The sequence below is a fragment of the Methylobacterium aquaticum genome (assembly GCF_016804325.1).
Lineage (GTDB): Bacteria > Pseudomonadota > Alphaproteobacteria > Rhizobiales > Beijerinckiaceae > Methylobacterium > Methylobacterium aquaticum_C.
The window spans coordinates 4,137,716-4,159,075 of record NZ_CP043627.1 but is presented as its reverse complement, the minus strand read 5'-3'; the positions used below and the strand labels follow the sequence as shown (position 1 = coordinate 4,159,075).

General features: G+C 70.1%; 18 protein-coding genes, 1 pseudogene and 1 riboswitch. Of the genes and pseudogenes, 11 read left to right on the top strand and 8 right to left on the bottom strand.

What is annotated here, in order from left to right; translation table 11 throughout:
* Positions 1-124 precede the first annotated feature (124 nt).
* A riboswitch (glycine riboswitch) is annotated at positions 125-229 on the bottom strand.
* Between the two features lie 102 nt (positions 230-331).
* Together F1D61_RS18930 and F1D61_RS18925 are read right to left on the bottom strand one after the other, a co-directional pair.
* Positions 332-1,294, bottom strand: coding sequence for a CobW family GTP-binding protein (locus tag F1D61_RS18930; RefSeq protein ID WP_203153192.1), 963 nt, complete (start codon positions 1,292-1,294; stop codon positions 332-334).
* A 64-nt stretch (positions 1,295-1,358) separates the two neighbouring features.
* A complete protein-coding gene (locus tag F1D61_RS18925) occupies positions 1,359-2,162 on the bottom strand; it encodes a creatininase family protein (protein WP_203153191.1) in 804 nt (267 codons plus the stop codon).
* Positions 2,163-2,402: 240 nt separating this feature from the next.
* Between F1D61_RS18925 and F1D61_RS18920 the strand changes: the two genes are divergently transcribed.
* The 4 genes from F1D61_RS18920 (at position 2,403) to F1D61_RS18905 (ending at position 4,724) form a co-directional block, all read left to right on the top strand.
* A complete protein-coding gene (locus F1D61_RS18920; protein WP_203153190.1) occupies positions 2,403-2,978 on the top strand; it encodes a MarR family winged helix-turn-helix transcriptional regulator in 576 nt (191 codons plus the stop codon).
* 216 nt (positions 2,979-3,194) lie between these two features.
* Positions 3,195-3,881, top strand: a complete 687-nt coding sequence (locus F1D61_RS18915) for an SDR family NAD(P)-dependent oxidoreductase (protein WP_203153189.1) — start codon at positions 3,195-3,197, stop codon at positions 3,879-3,881.
* 95 nt (positions 3,882-3,976) lie between these two features.
* Complete coding sequence (locus F1D61_RS18910; protein ID WP_203153188.1) at positions 3,977-4,291, top strand: type II toxin-antitoxin system MqsR family toxin; 315 nt, start codon at positions 3,977-3,979, stop codon at positions 4,289-4,291.
* On the top strand, positions 4,284-4,724 hold the full coding sequence (locus tag F1D61_RS18905) for a type II toxin-antitoxin system MqsA family antitoxin (protein WP_203153187.1): 441 nt from the start codon (positions 4,284-4,286) through the stop codon (positions 4,722-4,724). The genes F1D61_RS18910 and F1D61_RS18905 overlap by 8 nt, the downstream gene beginning before the upstream one ends.
* A 64-nt stretch (positions 4,725-4,788) precedes the next feature.
* Here the strand turns inward: F1D61_RS18905 and F1D61_RS18900 are convergent, their stop codons facing one another.
* Positions 4,789-5,415 (bottom strand): TetR/AcrR family transcriptional regulator, encoded by a 627-nt coding sequence (locus F1D61_RS18900; protein WP_203153186.1) that lies wholly within the window; start codon positions 5,413-5,415, stop codon positions 4,789-4,791.
* 200 nt (positions 5,416-5,615) lie between these two features.
* Between F1D61_RS18900 and F1D61_RS18895 the strand changes: the two genes are divergently transcribed.
* From F1D61_RS18895 to F1D61_RS18885, 3 genes and pseudogenes are all read left to right on the top strand, one after another.
* Entirely contained in the window at positions 5,616-6,326 is a 711-nt protein-coding gene (locus tag F1D61_RS18895) for a PspA/IM30 family protein (protein WP_203153185.1), read from the top strand.
* A 40-nt stretch (positions 6,327-6,366) separates the two neighbouring features.
* Positions 6,367-6,639 (top strand): YiaA/YiaB family inner membrane protein, encoded by a 273-nt coding sequence (locus tag F1D61_RS18890; protein ID WP_203153184.1) that lies wholly within the window; start codon positions 6,367-6,369, stop codon positions 6,637-6,639.
* A gap of 145 nt (positions 6,640-6,784) precedes the next feature.
* Positions 6,785-10,203, top strand: a pseudogene (locus F1D61_RS18885) (acyl-[ACP]--phospholipid O-acyltransferase).
* A gap of 59 nt (positions 10,204-10,262) precedes the next feature.
* Here the strand turns inward: F1D61_RS18885 and F1D61_RS18880 are convergent.
* The 3 genes from F1D61_RS18880 to F1D61_RS35420 all read right to left on the bottom strand — a co-directional run bounded on the left by F1D61_RS18880 (position 10,263) and on the right by F1D61_RS35420 (position 14,294).
* Positions 10,263-11,873: an ABC transporter substrate-binding protein gene (locus F1D61_RS18880; RefSeq protein WP_203153183.1), complete on the bottom strand. Its 1,611-nt coding sequence runs from the start codon at positions 11,871-11,873 to the stop codon at positions 10,263-10,265.
* A 646-nt stretch (positions 11,874-12,519) separates the two neighbouring features.
* Positions 12,520-13,809, bottom strand: coding sequence for a UDP-N-acetylglucosamine 1-carboxyvinyltransferase (murA, locus tag F1D61_RS18875; RefSeq protein WP_203153182.1), 1,290 nt, complete (start codon positions 13,807-13,809; stop codon positions 12,520-12,522).
* A gap of 113 nt (positions 13,810-13,922) precedes the next feature.
* Positions 13,923-14,294 carry a hypothetical protein gene (locus F1D61_RS35420; RefSeq protein ID WP_203159383.1) on the bottom strand — a complete coding sequence of 124 codons (372 nt, stop codon included), beginning with the start codon at positions 14,292-14,294 and terminating at the stop codon, positions 13,923-13,925.
* An 85-nt stretch (positions 14,295-14,379) separates the two neighbouring features.
* Here F1D61_RS35420 and hemA point away from each other — a divergent pair, with 85 nt between their 5' ends.
* The 4 genes from hemA (at position 14,380) to F1D61_RS18850 (ending at position 19,074) form a co-directional block, all read left to right on the top strand.
* Positions 14,380-15,666, top strand: coding sequence for a 5-aminolevulinate synthase (hemA, locus tag F1D61_RS18865; RefSeq protein WP_203153181.1), 1,287 nt, complete (start codon positions 14,380-14,382; stop codon positions 15,664-15,666).
* Between the two features lie 507 nt (positions 15,667-16,173).
* Entirely contained in the window at positions 16,174-16,740 is a 567-nt protein-coding gene (locus F1D61_RS18860; RefSeq protein ID WP_246775409.1) for a TadE/TadG family type IV pilus assembly protein, read from the top strand.
* Complete coding sequence (locus F1D61_RS18855; RefSeq protein ID WP_432443153.1) at positions 16,734-17,366, top strand: TadE/TadG family type IV pilus assembly protein; 633 nt, start codon at positions 16,734-16,736, stop codon at positions 17,364-17,366. Before F1D61_RS18860 ends, F1D61_RS18855 begins: the two co-directional genes overlap by 7 nt.
* On the top strand, positions 17,350-19,074 hold the full coding sequence (locus tag F1D61_RS18850) for a pilus assembly protein TadG-related protein (RefSeq protein WP_203153178.1): 1,725 nt from the start codon (positions 17,350-17,352) through the stop codon (positions 19,072-19,074). The genes F1D61_RS18855 and F1D61_RS18850 overlap by 17 nt, the downstream gene beginning before the upstream one ends.
* A gap of 28 nt (positions 19,075-19,102) precedes the next feature.
* Here the strand turns inward: F1D61_RS18850 and hisG are convergent, their stop codons facing one another.
* Positions 19,103-20,101 carry an ATP phosphoribosyltransferase gene (hisG, locus tag F1D61_RS18845; RefSeq protein ID WP_246775408.1) on the bottom strand — a complete coding sequence of 333 codons (999 nt, stop codon included), beginning with the start codon at positions 20,099-20,101 and terminating at the stop codon, positions 19,103-19,105.
* Positions 20,101-21,174 (bottom strand): ATP phosphoribosyltransferase regulatory subunit, encoded by a 1,074-nt coding sequence (locus tag F1D61_RS18840; protein WP_203159150.1) that lies wholly within the window; start codon positions 21,172-21,174, stop codon positions 20,101-20,103. The genes hisG and F1D61_RS18840 overlap by 1 nt, the downstream gene beginning before the upstream one ends.
* Between the last annotated feature and the right edge of the window lie 186 nt (positions 21,175-21,360).

The window sequence follows — 21,360 nt, the reverse complement described above, 5'->3', positions numbered from 1 at the left end:
CCTTCCCGCCTCGTCGAGGCAGGTCTTACGGTTTGGAACTCTGTTCGGGTGGCCTGAGAGATTCGCCGGGGTCATGCCCGGCTTGCTCCATCGGCGGGCGTCGTGGCGCCCTCTCCAGAGTGTCCTCTCGATCGCGGTCCTTTCACCTGAGAGCTTCGGCGCGCAGCACGGCTGGCACGCCTTTCCCCTTCGGTGCCGGCTCGAAGCCGGTCTCTCCCGCGACCATCAACGGACGGCCGAGCTTCTAGCACGGCCGTCCGCTCCGCAAAAGGTCCAAGTCGCAAAAGCGCAAGGATCGGTCGCTTCCGCTCAACGGGAGGGGCCGACCGCGTCAGGCCCGGCAGGCCTCGAAGCCCTTGCGGATCGCGTCCGGATCGAGGTGGCGGCCGATGAAGACGACGCGGGATTCGCGCGGGTCGCCCGGCTTCCACTCGTCCTGGAGGTCGCCGTCCAGGATCATGTGGACGCCCTGGAACACGAAGCGGCGCGGCTCGTCGGGGAAGCTGACGATGCCCTTGCAGCGCAGGATGTCCGGCCCCTGGACCTGGGTCAGGTCGGAGATCCACGGCATGAACTTGTTGGGATCGACCGCGCCGGGAAGCCGGGCCGAGATCGACTGGATCTCGTCGGAATGGTGGTGGTGGTGCCCCTCCTCCAGGAATTCCGGCTCGATCTCGATGATGCGCGAGAGGTCGAAGGCGCTGCGGCCGAGCACCTTGTCGAGCGGCACGGCGCAGTGCCGGGTGCGGTGGATCTCGGCGGACGGGTTGATGGCGCGGATCTGGCGCTCGACGCTGTCCAGCCCCGCCTCGTCGACGAGGTCGGCCTTGTTGAGCAGGATCACGTCCGCGAAGGCGACCTGGTTCTTGGCCTCCGGCGCGTCCTTCAGGCGCTCGGACAGCCACTTGGCGTCGACCACCGTCACCACCGCGTCGAGGGTGGCGGCCTCGCCGACATCCTGGTCGACGAAGAAGGTCTGGGCGACCGGGGCCGGGTCGGCCAGCCCGGTGGTCTCGACGATGATCGCGTCGAACTTGCCCTTGCGCTTCATCAGGCCGTCCATGATGCGGATCAGGTCGCCGCGCACGGTGCAGCAGATGCAGCCGTTGTTCATCTCGAACACTTCCTCGTCGGCGCCGACGACGAGGTCGTTGTCGATGCCGATCTCGCCGAACTCGTTGACGATCACGGCGTAGCGCTTGCCGTGCGGCTCGGTGAGGATGCGGTTGAGGAGCGTGGTCTTGCCGGCGCCGAGATAGCCGGTGAGCACCGTGACGGGGATCTTGTCGGACATGCGGGGCCGTCTGTTCGCAGATGAGAGGGGCGCCGGGGGGCGCCGCGACGGGTGATATAGTGTGTCATTCCCCCCGGCGCGAGGCCGCATCCGGCAGGCTGAAGCGGCTCACGTCGCGCAGCAGGTCCACGAAGGCGCGGGCGCCGTGATCGAGGAGGGCGCGGCCGGCCTCCGCAGTCCCGAGGCGGGCATCCCCGATGGCGCCGGCCGGGTTGAGATCCTGGGCATGCCAGGCGAAGGCGGCCGGGCGGCCGGCGCGCAGGTGGGTGTAGGTCTCCTCCATCGCGCGGCTCGCCGGCACGAAGTCGCGCACCGCCCTCGTGCGCACCAGGTCGGGCCGGAGCGCCAGCATCAGGGCGGTCTCGATCCCGCCGCCATGGATGCCGTGGCGCACCTCGTCGTCGGGAAACAGGCCCGGCGGGGTGCCGAAGCGGCTCCAGGCGGTGGTGACCGCCACCATCCCGTGCCGGCCGCGCAGGCCGAGAGCCACGAGGTCCATCAGCGCGCTGTTGCCGCCATGCGACGACACGATGACGAGCCGGCGGCAGCCCGCCCGCACGACCCCGTCGCCGATCTCGCCCCAGGCGCGCAACGCCGTCTCGGGCGTCAGCGTCAGGGTGCCGGGAAAGTCGGCGTGCTCGGGCGACAGGCCGACGCCCTGCACCGGCAGCACCCGCACCTCGAGGTCGCCGGGGACGAGATCCGCGACCCGCGCCAGGTAGCCCTCGGCGATGACGACGTCGGTGGAGAGCGGCAGATGCGGCCCGTGCTGCTCGATCGCCGCGACCGGCAGCACGGCCACGGCGGCGCTCAGGGCCCCGTCGCGGCATTCCTCGGTGGTCAGGTCGCCCCAGGGCCGGGCCGGCATCACGTCGCTCCTCTGATCGGGGCCCGCATCATAGGCCGCGGCCCGGCCGGCCGAAACCGGAGGTCCGTCATCCGGGAACCGGCCGTCCAAGCGTCCGTGATCCAGCAGGCGTCCGTCATCCAGGCGTCATGGGCGGGCTGCATGTGCCTTCTCGAGGCGCCACGGGGCGCCTCTCCCGCTGCGCTTGCGCTCACCGTGCCGGCGCGGCAGGATTGTCTTCGAGAACAGGGGCGACACGCCATGGCAGCGAGCGAGCAGGCTTTGGCCGTGGACGCGCCGCGCCGGGCGTCCAAGCGCCTCCGGCCTCCGGGCGCCAAGAGCGTCGGCTGGGCCCTGATGCAGGCGGCGCGCCTCCATCGCGGCCGCATCGGCGACCGCCTGGCGGAACTCGATCTCTTCGCCGGCCAGGAGCAGGTGGTGCAGGCGCTCGCCGCCGCGGGCACCATGACCATGGGCGACCTCGCCGCCACCCTGCGGGTGCGCCCGCCCACCGCCTCGAAGACCATCACGCGGCTCGCCGCCATGGGGGTGGTCGAGCGCCGGACCGAGATCGGGGACGGCCGCATCGTCCGGGTGCGCCTGACCGAGGCGGGCCTGGCCAAGGCCGCGGCGATCGAGGGCCTCTGGGACGAGGTCGAGGCCGAGATGCTGGGCGGCTTCGACAACAAGGAGCGCCGGCGCCTGCGCAAGCTCCTGCGCCGCGCCACCCGCAACCTCGCCGAGGCCGCCGGGCTGGAGGCGCACGAATCGGATTCGGAAGCCGAGGACGACCTCGACGGCGGGCTCGACGGGGATTCGAGCCGGGACATGGACTGATACCAACGGTCGTTGGAAACGACCTTTGGTTCCGTTCTCGAATTTTCGTCAAGCCTCTGGCTTGGCATCGAAAATTCGAGATGATTCAATGGCTCGATGCGTCAGCATCTTGGGCCATTGGTATGACGCGTCCGCGCGACCGCTTGCCGGGGCGGCTTGCCACGGCGGCGTGCGACCGCCATCTCTGGCGCCGCAACCGACAGGCAGGAATCCGTCATGGCCAAGCAGGAACGCAGCGCGCTCATCGTCGGGGCCTCGCGGGGCTTGGGGCTGGGTCTGGTGCGGGCCTTCCTCGCCCGCGGCTGGGACGTCACCGCCACGTCCCGCGGCGAGGCGCCGGCGCTCTCCTCCCTGAGCCCCGTCGCGCCCGCGCTGGCCCGGGTCGACATCGACGACGACGCGGCGGTGACGCGCCTGCACGACGATCTCGCCGGCACGAGCTTCGACGTGGTGTTCGTGGTCGCGGGCATCGCCGACGGCGCCCAGGTGCCGCTGCCGCAGGGCGACCGGGCGACGGCGCTGAAGGTCTACGAGACCAACGCGGTGAGCCCGATCCGCTTCGCCGAGACCTTCGCCGACCGGGTCGCCCCCGGCGGCCTGATGGTGCTGATGAGCTCGGTCCTCGGCAGCGTCTCGCTCAACGAGAGCGGCGGCTGGGAGAGCTACCGGGCGAGCAAGGCCGCCCTCAACACCCTCGCCCGCAGCTTCGCCACCCGCCACCACGACGCGCCCTTCGGCACCGTGCTGATGCATCCGGGCTGGGTGCGCACCGACATGGGCGGACCGGACGCCGACATCGACGTCGCCACCAGCGCCGGGGGGATGGTGGAGGTGGTCGAGGGGCGGCTCGGGCAGCGGGGCTGCGTGTACCTGGATTATCGGGGGGAGACGCTGGGGTGGTAGGGCTCTCCGCCACGCTGGAACAGACTGTACCGGCCAGTGGCGCCGACACCGTGGGAACTGGCTGGTCGATGCACCATCATGGTGTATGATGGATCATGTCAGAGAAGCGAAAGCCGACTTATGACCTCGACAGCTTCCAAACCTGGGCGATGAGCACGCATTTCCGCGTAACAGGATCAGCCATCCGAACCGCAGCAGAGATTGGCTTCGGCGCAACTGACATGATCGAAACCATTCAAAGCATGGAAAAGCGGCATTTTAACAAGTCAGTGACCTCGCATCACAATCCGCGCGAGTGGCAAGACGTTTATCACGTTCCCTCGGAAATCGGCACATTGTACGTCAAATTCAGATCTGACGCCGTCACGGAATTTTTGCTGCTGTCGTTCAAGGAGAAGAACGATGGATGACGCACCTGTTTGTCCCGTTACCGGGGAGCCGATGGTGCGGGACACACGTCCTTTCGTGGTCTCCTATAAAGGCCGCAGTCACGATGTCGCCTTGCCGGGCTGGTACTGTGATACAAGCGGCGAAAGCATCCATTCGCGGGAAGACCTCAAGGTTTCAGATCGCGCGCTGATGGTACTCAAAGCCGAGATCGATGGTCTTGCGACCCCGAGCGAAGTTGCTCGTGTTCGCAAGAAACTCGGTCTGTCGCAAGTGAAGGCTAGCGAGATTCTGGGTGGCGGGCCTCGCTCATTTCAGAAATATGAGAGCGGTGAGGTTACGCCGAGCCGGGCCATGACAAATCTCCTGCGCATCATGGAGCGTCACCCGGAGGAAATTCACCGTCTCGAAGCCGACGTGCCTGTAGGTGGCAGGTCGTCCCCGCCCCGAGACTAGAAAACAGACTTCTGTCAATTTCCAGATCATTGTCGAAGGGGCTCCGTCGCGCCGGTAGCGCTCATCACTCCCCCGCCAACCCCCGCCCCAGCGCCCCCACCACGATCTCGATCTGCCCGCGCAGCACCGGCTCGCTCAGCACCATCAGCTTCTCGTCGAGGCCGAGGCTGACGAGGCCATGGGTGGCGGAGAACAGGGAGCGGGCGAGCAGCGCCCGCTCGCGATCCCGCAGATCGGGCCGCAGCACCCGCAACGGGGCCTCGATGTAGCGGAACAGGCGCACCTGCTCGACGAGGTACCAGTCGGGCAGGGCGTGCGTCGTGACCCGGTGCTGGAACAGGGCGCGCCAGCGCGGCCGATTCCCGGCGGCGAAGTGCAGGTAGGCCACCGCCAGCCGGATCAGGGTCTCCACCGCCGCATCCCGCTCGGCCGGCGTCGCCGCCCCTTCCGGCGCCGGTGCGATGGGCACCGCCGTGATCGCCCGCTCGAACAATGCCAGCGTGCGCAGGTTCACCATCAGGATCAGGGCGTCGAGGTCCGGGAACGCCGTGTAGATCGCGCCCACCGCGCAGCCGGCCTCCTTGGCGAGGTCGCGGGCCTTCAGCGCCGACAGGCCGTTGTCCGCGATCGCGGCCTCGGCCGCGTCGATGAGGGCCGTCCGCAGCCGCTCCCGCCTCTCGTCGCTCCGCATGCCGTCTCCGCCTCTCCGGTGCGCACCCGCACCCACGCACGAGGTGCGTGTCCGCACCATCAACCCGGGTGCGTTTCCGCACCATCGACCCGGGTGCGTTTCCGCACCTGCCTGAACAACGTTCAAATTTGCGCTTGAACAACGTTCAAGGCTGTGGAAATCTGCGTTCGTGAACGACGTTCACGGAACCGGAGCCGACGATGCTCAACCTCCTCTCCACCCTCGTCCGGGGCGCCGCCGCCCGTGCCGCCGAGGACCTGCACGACCAGCATGCCTTCCTGATCCTGGAGCAGCAGCTGCGCGACGCCGCCGCCGCCCTCGACGACAGCCGCCGGACGCTGGGGCGGGCCATCGCCCAGGAAGCCGCGGACGCGAAGAAGCAGGATGCCCTCGCCGCCCGGATGGCCGAGCTGGAAGCCAGCGCCGTCGCGGCACTCGACGGCGGGCGCGAGGATCTGGCGCAGGAAGCCGCCGAGGCGCTCGCCGAGATGGAGGAGGAGGCCGACGCCCTCCGGACGACCCGGGCGGCCTACGGGGCCGAGGTCGCCGCCCTGCGCCGGGCCGTGCGCAAGGGCTCCCGGCACTTCGCCGAACTGGAGCGCGGTCAGCGCATCGCCCGGGCGACGGAGGCGGTGCGCCGCCTGCGGGCCCGGCGCGGGCAGGGCATGGGAAGCCCGGCGGCGCTCGCCGAGGCGCAGGCCACCCTGCGCCGCCTGCGCGAAGCGCAGGCGGCGGATGCCGCCTCGGACGAGGCTCTGACGATCATCGAGGCGGCGGCGCCCGAATCCCTGTGCGAGCGCCTGGAGGAGGCCGGCTTCGGCCCGCGCACCCGGCCGAGCGCCGGCAGCGTGATGGAGCGCCTGCGCGCCAAGGCGCAGAGCCAGACCGACGCCAAGTTCGACGCCGCCTGACCGCACCGAACCCGTAACCCGTTTCCGAGGAGACCCCGTCATGAACCCGCAGACCACGCAGCACACCTCCGCCTGGGTCGCGTTCACCTACGCCTCCTTCATCGGCGCCGCCACCATGGTGGCGGGCGGCATCCTGTTCCTGCCGCTCGATCTCTGGACCAAGGCCTACCTCGCCATGGGCGTGACGATGCTGGTCCAGTCCTGCATCACGATGGTCAAGACCGTGCGTGACGTCCACGAGGGCAAGCGCCTCGTCAACCGCATCGAGGATGCCAGGGCCGAACGCCTGCTGATGGAGATGGGCAAGGAGTAGCCTGACGGGCTGCGCTCCCGGACATCGGATCGCCACGAGACCGCGGCACCAAAGCCGGTTAGGGTTTACAGGCTAAGCCCCCATCACCTGCCGCGGCGGCGCCCGGCCACTCCGCACACCCGTCACCGAGCGAGGAACGCCCCTCATGTCCGGAAAGCTGATGGCCAGCCGGCGCTTCGCGCCCCTGTTCTGGTGCCAGTTCTTCTCCGCCTTCAACGACAACTTCCTCAAGAACGCCCTGGTGTTCCTGATCATGTTCGGGGCGGGCGGGCCGGCGGCGGCGCGGATGGCGGCTCGGCGGCCCTGGTGACGCTGGCCGGCGCGGCCTTCATCGCGCCGTTCTTCTTCCTCTCCGGGTTAGGCGGCGAACTCGCCGACCGCTACGACAAGGCCTTCATCGCGCGGCGCCTCAAGGCGGCGGAGATCCTGGCGGCGGGCGTCGCGGTGCTCGGCTTCTGGCTCGCCTCGGTGCCGATCCTGTTCCTGGCCCTCATCCTGTTCGGGATCGTGGCGGCCCTGTTCGGGCCGATCAAGTACGGCATCCTGCCCGATCACCTGGCGCGTGCCGAATTGCCGGCGGGCAACGCGCTGATCGAGGCCGCGACGTTCCTCGCCATCCTCACCGGCACCATCGCGGGCGGGCTCGCCGTCACCCATGGCGGGGCCCACGCCTTCGGGCTCCTGGTGATGGGATTCGCCGTCCTGTGCTGGCTGTCCAGCCTCGCCATCCCGAAGACCGGCGAGGCGGCCCCCTACCTCCAGGTAAACCGCAACGTGCTGCGCTCGACGGGCGGCCTGATGCGCGACCTCTACGAGGATACGCGGCTGTGGCGCACCGGGCTCATCACCAGCTGGTTCTGGCTCGTCGGCGCCGTGGTGCTCGCCCTGCTGCCGGCGCTGGTGAAGGGCACCTTCGGCGGCGACGAGACCGTGGTGACGGCGTTGCTGGCCCTGTTCTCGGTCGGCGTGGCGCTGGGCTCCGGCCTCGCCTCCTGGCTCTGTGCCGGGCGGATCGTGATGCTGCCGACGCCGGTCGCGGCGCTGATCATGGGCCTTATCTCCCTGGACCTCGCGCATGTCGCCGCCACCAGCGTCCCGCCGCCCTCCCCGGTCGGCGCCCTCGATTTCCTGAGCTCCTGGCGCGGCGTCCGCATCGCGGTCGATTTCGTGGTGCTCGCCGCCGCCGCCGGCCTGTTCATCGTGCCGTCCTTCGCCGCGCTCCAGGCCTGGACGCCGAAGGAGCGCCGGGCCCGCGTCATCGCCGCCTCGAACGTGCTCGCCGCGGGATTCATCGTGTTCGGCGCGGTCAGCCTCGCGGTGCTGCAGAAGGCCGGGCTCGCCTCGGCCGGCCAGTTCGTGATCGTCGGCATCGCCAACCTCGTCGCCGGCCTCCTCATCCTGGCGGTCCTGCCGACCAGCGGTTTTCGCGATTTCCTGTCGATCGTGTTCCGGGCCTTCTACCGGCTCGAGGTGCGCGGGCTCGAGAACATCGAGAAGGCGGGCCCGAACGCCATCATCGCCCTCAACCATGTCAGCTTCCTGGATGCCGGCCTCGCCCTGTCGCTGACCGAGCGCGACCCGACCTTCGCCATCGATCACACCATCGCGCAGAGATGGTGGGTCAAGCCCTTCCTGTGGCTCACCCGGGCGCTGCCGCTCGATCCCACCAAGCCGATGGCGACGCGCACCCTCATCAACGCCGTCAAGGGCGGCGAGACCCTGATCATCTTCCCCGAGGGGCGGCTGACCGTCACCGGCAGCCTGATGAAGGTCTATGACGGCGCCGGCCTCATCGCCGACAAGTCTGGTGTGCCGGTGGTGCCGGTGAAGATCGAGGGGCCGGAGCAGACCGCCTTCTCGCGCCTGTCCCGCGCCCAGGTGCGCCGGCGCTGGTGGCCGAAATTCACCGTGACGGTGCTGGAGCCGGTGCGGCTCGACGTCGATGCAGGCCTCAAGGGCAAGGCCCGCCGCCAGGCCGCCGGCGCCGCGCTCTACGGCGTGATGTCGGACCTGATCTTCCGCACCGCGCCGATCGACCGCACGGTGTTCGACGCCGTGGTCGAGGCGGCCGAGCGCGAGGGCGGCTCCCGCGTCGCGGTCGAGGATCCAGTCTCCGGCTCGCTCACCTACCGCCGCCTCCTCATGGGCGCCCGGGTTCTGGGGGCCAAGCTCGGGCCGCTGGCTCCGCAGGGCCGCGCCATCGGCGTGATGCTGCCGAACGCCAACGCGGCGGCCGTCACAGTGCTCGGGGTGATGTCGGCCGGCCGGGTGCCGGCGATGATCAACTTCACCGCCGGCCCGACCAACATCCTCAACGCCTGCAAGGCGGCGGAGGTCGAGACGATCGTCACCTCCCGGGCCTTCGTGCAGAAGGGCCGCCTCGACGCCCTGATGGAGGCGCTCAGCCAGAACCTGACAATCGTCTACCTGGAGGATGTCCGCGAGCAGGTCGGCCGGCTCGACAAGCTGCGCGGATTGTTCGGCTGGCGCCACGCGCTCCACCCCCGCCGCCCGGAGGATCCGGCGGCGATCCTGTTCACCTCCGGCAGCGAGGGCACGCCGAAGGGCGTGGTGCTCTCCCACCGCAACATGCTGGCCAACGCCGCCCAGGCCCAGGCGCGGATCGATTTCGGCCGCACCGACAAGGTGTTCAACGTCCTGCCGGTGTTCCACTCGTTCGGGCTGACGGTCGGGCTGGTGCTGCCGCTGGTCTCCGGCGTGCCGGTCTACCTCTACCCGTCGCCGCTGCACTACCGGATCGTGCCGGAGCTGGTCTACGGTTCGAACGCGACCATCCTGTTCGGCACCGACACCTTCCTCGCCGGCTATGCCCGGGTGGCCCACGCCTACGATTTCCGCTCGCTGCGCTACATCCTGGCCGGGGCCGAGCCGGTGAAGCCCGCCACCCGCAAGGCCTACGCCGAAAAGTTCGGCCTGCGCATCCTGGAGGGCTACGGCGTCACCGAGACGGCGCCGGTGCTGGCGCTGAATACCCCGATGTTCAACCGCTTCGGCACGGTCGGGCGGATCATGCCCGGCATGGAGGCGCGGCTGGAGCCGGTGCCCGGCGTCGCGGAAGGCGGGCGCCTGTTCGTGCGCGGCCCCAACGTGATGCTGGGCTATCTCAGGGCCGAGAAGCCCGGCGTGCTGGAGGCGCCAATCGAGGGCTGGCACGATACCGGCGACATCGTGACGATCGATGCCGAGGGCTTCGTCACCATCCGCGGCCGGGCCAAGCGCTTCGCCAAGGTCGGCGGCGAGATGATCTCGCTCGCCGCGGTCGAGGCGGTCGCCGCCGAGCTCTATCCGGAGGCCGCCAGCGCCGTCGCGGCGCTCCCCGATGCCCGCAAGGGCGAGCGCCTGGTGCTGGTGACCGAGAAGAAGGACGCGACCCGCGCCGCCTTCCAGGCCCGGGCCCGCGCGAGCGGCCTCAGCGAACTCGCCGTGCCGGCCGAGATCGTGACCGTCGACACGCTGCCGCAGCTCGGCTCCGGCAAGGTCGATTTCGCCGCCGTGACCCGGCTCGCCGCCGAGCGGACGAAGCCCGCGGAGGTGGCGGCCTGACCGCCTGTTCCAGGTAACCCTCGTCGCCGGGCCCTTGCAGGGACCCGGCGACCGGGTTCTCAGGCCTCCAGCCAGACCTGTTCGGCGAAGGCCGATCCCATCATGCCGCCGAGCGGGTTCGAGGCCAGCCCCTTCAGCTTCGGCGACGCTCCGTCGACGTTCGACTGGAAGACCGGGATGACGGTGCCGGCCTCGTTCGAGACCATTGCCTGCATCTCGCCGTAGATCTGCTTGCGCTTGGCCTGGTCGAGGAGGCCGCGCGCCTCCAGCAGCATCGCGTCGAATGTCGGCGACTTGTACCGGCTCTCGTTCCAGGCCGCCTGGGACTGGTAGAACAGCGAGAACAGGATGTCGGGCGTCGGCCGCGGGTTGACGGTACCGAAATGCACCGGGTCCTTGAGCCAGTGGTTCGACCAGTAGCCGTCCGCCGGAACCCGATCGATCACCACGCTCTGGCCGATCTTGCCCGCCGCCTGCTGGATCACCGCCGCATAGTCGAGCGAGTTGTTCGCGCCCTCGGAGGCGACGATGTGGAGATCCTGGCCGAAGATTCCGGCCTTCTGGAACAGCGACCTGGCGCGCTCCGGATCGAACTCGCGCTGCTTGAGCTCGGCGTTGAAGGTCGGGTCCCAGGGCGGAATCGGGTGATCGTTGGCGATCTCGGCGAGGCCGCGCAGGACCGACTTCTGGATCACCGGCCGGTTGACGAGGTACTTGAAGCCCTCGACGACCCCGGCCTTGTCGCCCGGCGAGAGGTCGAGCCGCAGGTTGAGCCCGGTATAGGTGCCGAGCTTGCTCACGAACGGCACCACCGACGGGTTGCCCTCCATGATCCGCATCGAGCGCGGATGGAGGTTGGCCGCGAGGTGGATGTCGCCCGACAGGATCGCGTTGAGCCGCGCCGGCTCGTCCGAGATCGCGAAGAACTCGAACGAGTCGACGAACGGCCCGCCGCCCTTCCAGTAATTGGCATTGCGCGCCATCACCGAGCGGACGCCCGGCTTGAACTCCTTCAGGACGAAGGCGCCAGTGCCGTTGCCCTTCGAAAAATCCGTCGTGCCGTCGGCCACGATCATGAAGTGGTGCAGCGCGAGGATCGTCGGCAGGTCGGCATTGGGCGCGGCGAGGGTGATCTGGATCGTATGCGGATCGAGGGCGGTCACGGCCGCGATCTGCCGGGCGATCGCGTTGACCTTCGATCCGACGGCAGGATCGAGGTGGCGCCTGAGCGAGAAGACGACGTCGTCCGCGGTCAGGCTCCTGCCGTCGTGGAAGGTGACGCCCTTGCGCAGGGTCACCGTCCAGACCTTGGCGTCGGCGCTGTCCACGCTCTCGGTCAGTTCCATGGTGATCCCGCCGGCACCGTTCATGGTGGTCAGGCGGTTGTAGAGGGCGCAGCAGCGCGCATAGTCGGTGCCGTTCGACGCCCTGGCCGGGTCGAGGGTGTCGGCCGTGGAGGCGGAGAAGCCCGCCGCCCTGAGGTGGCCGCCCCTCACCGGCTGGGCGGCGAGCGCCGCATCGGCCCGTCCGAGCAGCGCGGCCCCGGAGGCGAGGCCGAGTCCGCCGCCGAGCAGCATCTGCAGCAATTCGCGCCGGTCGGCTCCACGGCGCAACGCGGCCTCGACCCGGGCGTCGTCGCGGGGCGTCCAGTTCGGGATGGTGTCGCGCATCGGCAAGTCCCCGGAAGATCGATCGAATGCCGGGTGCCGCGACGCCCGAAGCCGCCCGCCGGACCTGGATCCATGAACCTTGGTGTCGCCGTCCGCCCTCGGAGGAGGGCCGGTCACGGCGACGGTCGCGCCAAGGGTCGATCCTCGGCCTCCGCGGCTCGCGCTGAATCGACCGAGATCGGCAGCATGAAATTGCGAGTTGGCCGACCGGAACGGCAGGCTGCGCAATCGGCCATCCAGGCTTAGCGCCCGCACAGGTTCAGGGAGGGACGGCCACGGTACCCGACACGCGGTGGCTGCGCGGGGGACGGGAGACGGCCGCCGCCAACCCTCGTCCTTCTGCGCAGGGCTGTCCGGGGAAATCCCTTTAAAATCGAGCGCGGGATCCCCTCTCCCGAGTGGGAGAGGGGTAGGGGTGAGAGTGGCTCGGGCTCAGGATCAGGCACTGAGCGTTAAGCTGCGCAGCTCGACGGTTCAGGGTCATTGCGGACACCGAGCCACCCTCACCCCCGGCCCCTCTCCCACTCGGGAGAGGGGAGGCGCGCCTTCTCCTTGCCCGGACAGCCCTGCCTCTGCGGGAGAGGGGAAAAAGGCCGCGCTATGCCTTTCTCGGACAGCCCTGCGACGCGATCGTCCGGGAGTGGACTTACACCCGCTCGCGCCGGATCTCGGCGCCGCAGCGCACGAGCTTGGCCTCCAGCGCCTCGAAGCCGCGATCCAGATGGTAGACCCGGTTGATCTGGGTCTCGCCCTCGGCGGCGAGGCCCGCGATCACCAGCGAGACCGAAGCGCGCAGGTCGGTCGCCATCACGGGTGCGCCCTTCAGCCGCTCGACGCCCTCGACCACCGCCACGTCGCCCTCGAGCCGGATCTTCGCGCCCAGCCGCGCCAGCTCCTGCACGTGCATGAAGCGGTTCTCGAAGATCGTCTCGCGGATGCGCGACTGGCCCTTGGCCCTGGTCATCAGGGCCATGAACTGGGCCTGGAGGTCGGTCGGGAAGCCCGGGAACGGATCGGTGGTGATGTCGACCGCCGCGATGCCGTGGCCGTTGCGGCGCACCCGGATGCCGTCGTCGAGCGGCGTCACCTCGGTGCCGGTGGTGGCCAGGATGTCGAGCGCGCTGTGCAAGAGATCGGCCCGGGTGTTCTCGAGCGTCACGTCGCCGCCGGTCATCGCCACCGCCATGGCGTAGGTGCCGGTCTCGATCCGGTCGGGCAGCACCGCGTGGCGGGCGCCCGAGAGGCGCGACACGCCCTCGATCTCGATGCGGGGCGTGCCGGCGCCCTCGATCCGCGCGCCCATCCGCGACAGGCAGGCGGCGAGATCGACCACCTCCGGCTCGCGGGCGGCGTTCTCGATCACCGTGGTGCCGTGGGCCAGCACCGCCGCCATCAGGGCGACGTGGGTGCCGCCGACCGTGACCTTGGGGAACTTGATCTCGCCGCCGCGAAGCCCGTTCTTCGTGCGCGCCACCGCGTAGCCGCCGTCGATCTCGATCGTGGCGCCGAGCGTCTCGAGCGCCATCAGCAGCAGGTCGACGGGCCGAGTGCCGATGGCGCAGCCGCCCGGCAGCGACACCCGCGCCTCGCCGAAGCGGGCGAGCAGCGGCGCGATCACCCAGAAGCTCGCCCGCATGGTCGAGACGAGGTCGTAGGGCGCCGTGGTGTCGATGACGTTCGAGGCGGTGAGCCGAATGGTCTGGCCGGCCTCTGTGGTCTGGCCCGGGCGCTTGCCCACCACCATGTGGTCGACGCCGTGATTGCCGAGGATGCGCAGCAGCGAGGCGACGTCGGCGAGCCGGGGCACGTTCGACAGTTCCAGCGTCTCGCCGGTGAGCAGGCTGGCGATCATCAGCGGCAGGGCCGCGTTCTTGGCGCCCGAGATCGGGATGATGCCGTGAAGCGGCTTGCCGCCGACGATGTGGATGCGATCCATGGTGACAACGTCCCTCGCGCCCCGTGGCGCGTCCCGCGCGCTGTCGGACAGCGCGTCTCGATTCCGAAAACCCGTTTATTGCACCGCAGCGATGCTACCGCTACGCTTGCGCGTCAACGCTCATCCCCGTCGGTTCGATCCACGGGCGTCGTCTCCGCCGGCGTCACCGGGGCCGGCTCGGCCGCCTCGCGCCCCCGGACCTGCGCCTTGCGCCGGCGCAGATTCTCCCGGAGCGCCGCCTTCAGCCGCTCCTCCCGGGTTCCGTCCCCGGACTTGCCCGAATCGGATTTGCCCCCACCGGACCTGCCGTCACCCTGCCCGCTCATCGCGCGCGACCCTTCGTCGCCATGACCAATTTCCAGCTTCCGTGCCCGTGCGGGAGGCGGCAGAACGCAGCCCTCGCCCCTCGACTTTTTCCAAAGACAAAGCCGTCGCATTTGAGCGAGATCAAGGCGCGACCAGCGGTGGATCGGCGATTCGGCCATCCGCCGCGCGGACCGGCTCCTCCCCGGGGTCAGGCCCGGTCCCGCCCCCGGACGTGAACGTCCGGCCAGACCGCGAAGGACCACGATGCCCGAGACCCGGCCCGAGACCCGCCGCCCCGCCACCGCCGAGGGCGCGACCGATTACCAGGCTCTCTTCCGCGGCGCCCTGGAGCGCCTGCACGGCGAGCGCCGCTACCGCGTCTTCGCCGACATCGAGCGCATCAACGGCCGCTTTCCCGCCGCCCAGTGGCGCCGGCCGGACGCCTCGACCCGCGAGATCACCGTGTGGTGCTCGAACGACTACCTCGGCATGGGCCAGCACCCGGCGGTGGTGAGCGCGCTCACCGAGACCGCGCAGCGCTGCGGCGTCGGCGCCGGCGGCACCCGCAACATCGCCGGCAACAACTCGCCGCTGGTCGACCTGGAGCGCGAGCTCGCCGACCTGCACGGCAAGGAGGCGGGCCTCGTCTTCACCTCCGGCTACGTCTCGAACCAGGCCGGCATCTCGACGATCGCCAAGCTGATCCCGAACTGCCTGATCCTGTCGGACGCCTTCAACCACAACTCGATGATCGAGGGCGTGCGCCAGTCGGGCTGCGACAAGCGCATCTTCCGCCACAACGACCTCGCCCATCTCGAAGAGCTGCTGATCGAGGCCGGCGACCGGCCGAAGCTGATCGCCTTCGAGAGCGTCTACTCGATGGACGGCGACGTGGCGCCGATCGGCAAGATCTGCGACCTCGCCGACCGTTACGGCGCCATGACCTATCTCGACGAGGTCCACGCGGTCGGCCTCTACGGACCCCGCGGCGCCGGCATCGCCGAGCGGGACCGGGTGATGCACCGGGTCGACGTGATCGAGGGTACGCTCGCCAAGGGCTTCGGCTGCGTCGGCGGCTACATCACCGGCTCGGCGGCGCTCTGCGACGCGGTGCGCAGCCACGCCGCCGGCTTCATCTTCACGACCGCCCTGCCCCCGGCCATCGCCGCGGCCGCGATCGCGTCGATCCGCCACCTGAAGCAGTCCGGCACGGAGCGCGAGGCGCATCAGCGCCAGGCCGCCCGCACCAAGGCCGCCCTCCTCGATGCCGGCCTGCCGGTGCTCGCCACCGACACCCACATCGTCCCGGTGATGGTCGGCGACGCGGAGCTGTGCAAGGCGGCGGCCGACCGGCTGCTGGAGCGCCACGGCATCTACATCCAGCCGATCAACTACCCCACCGTGCCCCGCGGCACCGAGCGCCTGCGCATCACCCCCTCGCCGTTCCACGGCGAGGCGCATATCGGGGCGCTGCGGGAGGCCCTGGTGGAGGTGTGGGACGCCCTCGACCTGCCGCGGGCCGGGACGGTGTTCGTCGAGGCGGCGGAGTAGCCGAGCTTCACTCCGCGATCGATGGAGAAGGACCGGGGCTCCGGGCGGGTCGCCCGCCGGGAGCCGGCCGGTCGATGCCGGACGGACAATGCGGGTCGGATCGACGGTCCGACCCGGACACGTCCGGGGCCGTCGGCATGAACCGGTCCATGCGGGCCGGCATCGCCGCGTCCGGCATCCCGCCGTCGAACCCCGGGGACCGGCCCGGGCGCCCCGGACCGGATCGCTTGATCTAACATTTTCTCTTATTTTAACTTTTGTTTCAAACGTTTCCGACACCATTGTATTTCAGTGATTTTTACAGCTTGAGATTGGCGTCTTCAATGCTCGCGCTCGGGGAGTGGCAGTCCATCGTCGGTCCATGGAGATGTCTCATGTCTTCGTGGCAAACACGACGTGCGCCGACACTCCCCATTGCCTGACGCCATGACCGGTCTCTCGCGGGGCGCCCGATGGGCGCGAACGATCGCGCGGCGAATCGGGAGACCGGCGCGGTTGCCGGGTTTCGTGGCCGATCGCCGAGGCAGCGCGGCGGTCGAGTTCGCGCTCGTGGCTCTGCCGTTCCTGGGTCTCGTCGGCGCGATCATGCATCTCGCCTTCCAGATCTGGGCCGCCCAGAATTTCGATCGCGCGCTCCAGCGCACCGTGCGCACGATCTTCACGGGACAGTTCCAGACGGCGCAGGCCGGGCAGACAGATGCCGCAACCCTGCTCGCCGCCTTGAAGACCACGATGTGCGGCCCCGCCACGGCGGCGATCCCGGCCGTGTTCGCCTGCGACAAGGTGAAGTTCGACGTGAGGACGGTCGAGAATTTCGCGGGCGCCACCGCCGCCAAGCCGCTCGATACGGGTGCCGGCACCTGGAGCACGGGGTTCGGGACCAACTACGCCTGTGCCCGGCCCGGGACCATCGTGGTGGTCACGGCGGCGGTCGCCTTCCCGACCTTCTTCCGCCTCGTCGGCCTCGACGCGCGGCGCTTCACCACGGGCGACGACGACGGAGCGAGCCTGCTGATCTCGACGGCGGTCTTCCGCACCGAACCCTACCAGATGGCGCAGGCCGCCGCGTGCTGAAGCCCCCTCCTTTCACGCATGACCGGCGCGGAACCGCCGCGCTCGAATTCGCCATGGTGCTTCCCCTCCTGCTGCTGATCCTGGCCGGGTTGTCGGAGGCATCCCGCGCGATCGATGCCTGGCGCAAGATCACGCTCGCCGCGCGGACCGTGGCCGATCTCACCTCGCAGGGCGACACGCAGAATCCGCTCTCGACGGGGTTGATGAACGACATCTTCGCGATCACCGCGCCGGTGATGCGCCCGTTCGACGCCTCGGGCGTCACGGTCGTGGTGAGCGCGCTGGGCGTCGACCCGGCCCGATCGACGCTCGTGCCGCAGGTCTGCTCGTCGGTGGCGTTCGGCGGCGGCACCGCCCGGGCGGTCGGCCCCGCCGCCGACCTGACCGTGCCGCCCGGCTACCAGAGCCAGGGCATGCGCTACCTCCTGGTGGAGATGACCGGCCGCTACACGCCGCTGATCGGCACCGCCCTGGTCAAGCTCGTCGACGGCTTCAGCGACACGGTCACGCTCTCGGCCAGCGTCCCGTGGCCGATCCGGGGCGGCCAGACCTACGGCAGCAACACCGTCACCGAGATCGTCCTCCCCGGCGCGTCCCCGAAGGCCTGCGATGGCTCGACACCCTGATCCCGCGCGCCGCTCCAGGCCTCCCGTCCCGGTCGGGACCCCGATCGATCGCCGGGAGCGCGCGGCCGGCTTCGCCCGGAACCGGGACGGCACCATCACGATCCTGTTCGCCTTCCTGTTGCTGCCGCTGCTGATGATGCTCGGCGTGGCGATCGATTACGGGCTCGCGACGCGCCTGGAGACCAAGCTGCAGGCGGCGACCGACGCGACCGCGCTGCTCTTGTGCCAGACGCCGCTGACCGCGACGGATGCCGAGCTCAACGCGCTCGCCCGCACGACCATGACCGGCCAGATGGGCAACGGCGTCGTGGTGGACCCGCTGACGATCACCACGGGCCCGCGCCGCATCCTGCTGAACACCCATGCGTCCCTGGCGGTGTTCTTCGGCGGGATCACCGGAACCCGCACGATCACCCCGGGCGCCCAGGCGCAATGCGCCACGCCGATCCCGAAGTCGTTCGAGATCGCGCTCGTGCTCGACACGACCGGCTCGATGAGCAAGGCCGGCAACGACGGCGTGACGAAGCTCGCCGCCCTCAAGTCGGCGGCCCAGAAATTCGTCGCCTACGTCCTCAGCAATCCGAGCTTCGCGCAGGGGACGAAGATCGCGATCGTCCCGTTCTCGTCCGCCGTGGCGGTCGATCCGACGGCGTATGCAAGTGCGCCATGGGTCGATACCGAGGGACAGGCGCCGACCCACTGGACCAACTTCTCCGGGATGTCGGAGGCCGGGTTCAAGAGCCGGTTCGGCGTGTTCTCGAAGCTCTCGGGCGTCGAGCCGAGCTGGAAATGGGCCGGCTGCTTCGAATCGCAGCCCTACCCGCAGAACGTGACCGACATGGCGACGAACGGCCCCGCCTCGCTCTACGTCCCGTATCTCGCGCCGGACGAGGGCGGCCCCGGGAGGGTGGGCGGCTACTACACGTATTTCCCGTCGTACTGGAACTTGAGCTACAACAGCTACATCGACGACGACGACGGGACGGATAACGGCACCTGTCCCAAGCAGTCGGCCTCTTACCCCAAGGCCCAGGCCCGCGGCTGCAAGTACAAGAATCCGCATAACGCACGGCCCGGCGATACGCTCGGGATACCGAACGGCCCCAATTTCGGATGCACGTCGCAGCCGCTGCAACGGCTGACACGGCAAAGCGTCGTGCTCTCGACGCTGATCGACAAGATGACCGCCAGCGGCTCGACCAACATCCACGAGGGGCTGATGTGGGGCTGGCGCACCATCTCCCCCAAGAGCGTCTTCGCCGACGGGAGCGCCTATGGAGACGACAAGGTCGGCAAGATCATCGTGCTGATGACCGACGGGGCGAACAGCTGGACCGAGAACCCCTCGTCCTACAACGGCTCGCTCGCCTCCTCGAACGGGTACTTCCGGAATGCGGATGGCAGCAACGCCGACAGCCACTTTCCTGCGAAGTATCAGGGCATCTCGACGTCCGACGCGGCGCGCAACGGCCTCGACGCGCTGACGCGGCTCGCCTGCGACAACGCCAAGGCCAGCCCGGCGAACGTCGCGATCTACACGATCGGGTTCAGCGTCTCGTCGGACCCGATCGACGCGCAGGGCATCCAGCTGCTGAAGGACTGCGCGTCGTCGCCGAGCCAGTACTTCCCCGCCAGCGATTCGGGCAGCCTCATCGCGGCCTTCAACCAGATCGCGGCGAGCCTCGGCCGGCTGCGGCTGACGCAGTAGCGGCCGACGCCCGCCGGGGCGGGCGGCGTCACAGCCGCCCGAGCAGCCGCTCCACCAGCGGGTTCTCCGCCGCGAAGGCGTAGTCGATCCGCCGGACGCTCACCGCCTGGGCGCCGGCCTGCACCAGGGCCTCGGCGAGGCCGAACACCGCATCCGCGGGGCAGCGCAGGACGATCTCGCCCCGCCCCTCCGGCGCGCCGTAGGGCAACTCGGCCTCGTGCAGGGCGGCCAGCGCCGCCAGGTCGATCTCGCCCGACGCGGGCATCCCGGCCCGGACCTCGCGGGTGGTGCGGGCCCGCTCCTCGGCGCTGATCCGGCCGAGCACCGCCTGCACGGCGCGGCGCGGGGTCTCGCTCCAGGAGGCGGCGAGCGAGGCGACGAGGTTCGCCTCCGAGCGCAGGATCACCCCGTCGTCGAGGATCTTGAGCGCATTGGCGGCGAGCGTCGCGCCGGTCGTGGTGATGTCGACGATGATCTCGGCGCTGCCGGAGGCCGGGGCGCCCTCGGTGGCGCCCAGGCTCTCGACGATGCGGTAATCGGCGACGCCGTGCTCGGCGAAGAAGCGGCGGGTCAGGTTGACGTATTTGGTGGCGATGCGCAGGCGCTTGCCGTGGCGCACCCGCATGTCGCTGGCCACCTCGTCGAGGTCGCTCATCGAGCGCACGTCGATCCAGGCCTGGGGCACCGCCACGACCACGGTCGCCTGGCCGAAGCCGAGCGGCGTCAGGAGCTCGACCTGCCCGGCGGCATCCGGCAGGGTCTCGCGGATCAGGTCCTCGCCGGTGATGCCGAGATGGGCCGCGCCGCTGGCGAGCTGGCCGGCGATCTCGGAGGCCGAGAGGAAGCGCACCTCAACCCCGTCCACCCCCTTCAGCCGGCCGCGATAGTCGCGGGCGCCGCTGGTCTGGGCGAGCGTCAGGCCGGCGCGGCCGAAGAAGGCGGCGGCGTTCTCCTGCAGGCGGCCCTTCGAGGGCACCGCCAGGACGAGGGGGCCATCGACGGGACCTTGCATCATCGTGTCGCCCATCAGCGCTCACCCCCAAGGCGTTCGAGCCAGAACGAGCAGCCCACGGCGGGCAGGGCGTCCGTGCTGCCGAGATGCTGGAGCAGGCCGTCGTAGCGCCCGCCGCCGACGAGGGGCTTTTGCCCCTCCTCCGCGACCTCGAAGATGAAGCCGGTATAATAGTCGAGGTTGCGGGCAAAGCTCCCGGTGAACACGAAGCGCTCCAGCGGCAGGCCGCGGGCGGCGATGAAGCCGTTGCGCTCCTCGAACAGGGCGAGCGCCACCTCGAGCCGCGGATCGTCGAGCCCGGCCCGGCGGGCGAGGTCGCGGGCGGCGAGCGCCGCCGCATCGGGATCGCCGGTCAGCGCCAGATAGGCGTCGAGCACCTCGCGGGCGCGGGCGCCCAGGCCGGCGCCGCCCTCGGCATGCGCCGCGGCCTTCGCGAGGAAGCGCTCGGCGATCTCGCCGGCGGTGCGGCCGCCGACCCGGCTGATGCCGGCGATGGCGAGCACGTCCTCGACGAAGGCGCGCACCCCTTGCGGGTCCTGGCCCTGGATCGCCGAGAGCAGGCCGGCATGGGCCGCGTCGACCGCGACGGGGGCGGCGATCGCGTCGAGGGAGCGGCCGGCGGCCACCGCCCGCAGCGTCCGGCGCTTGGCCGCCGGCTGGACGTTCAGCGCGTCGAGGAGCGCGGTGATCAGCCCCATGTCGCCGAGGCGCACCTGAACGTCGCGGCGCCCGAGCCGGTCGAGCCCGTCGAGGGCGAGGCCCAGGATCTCGGCATCGGCCGCGGGCACGTCGGTCCGGCCGATCGACTCGATGCCGGCCTGGTGGAACTCGTCGGGCTCGGCCGCCCGCAGGCGGAAGACCGGGCCGAGATAGCTGTAATCGGCCGCCTGCCCGTCGGCGACGGCGCGGTGGTGGCGCCCGACCGGAATCGTGTATTCGGGCCGCAGGCAGAGTTCCGCCCCGGCGCCGTCCTGGGTGATGAAGATGCGCCGCCGGATGTCCTCGCCGGACAGCTCCAGGAAGGGCTCGACCGGCTGCAAGACCGGCGGCTCGACCCGCGCGTAGCCCCGGTCCTCGAACAGCGCCAGAAGCGCCTCGTGCGCCGCCGCCGGCCGGGGGCCGCGGCTCCGTTACCCGTCATTGGTCACAACACCTGCAAATCTCGGACGGCCCTGTAGCAGCCGCGGGCGGGCTTGGCGACCGTGGGGGTGTGCGGAGGCGACGATCGCGGCTCGCAGTTCGCTCTTCTGCGCCTCGGGCCGTTTCGCTGTTAC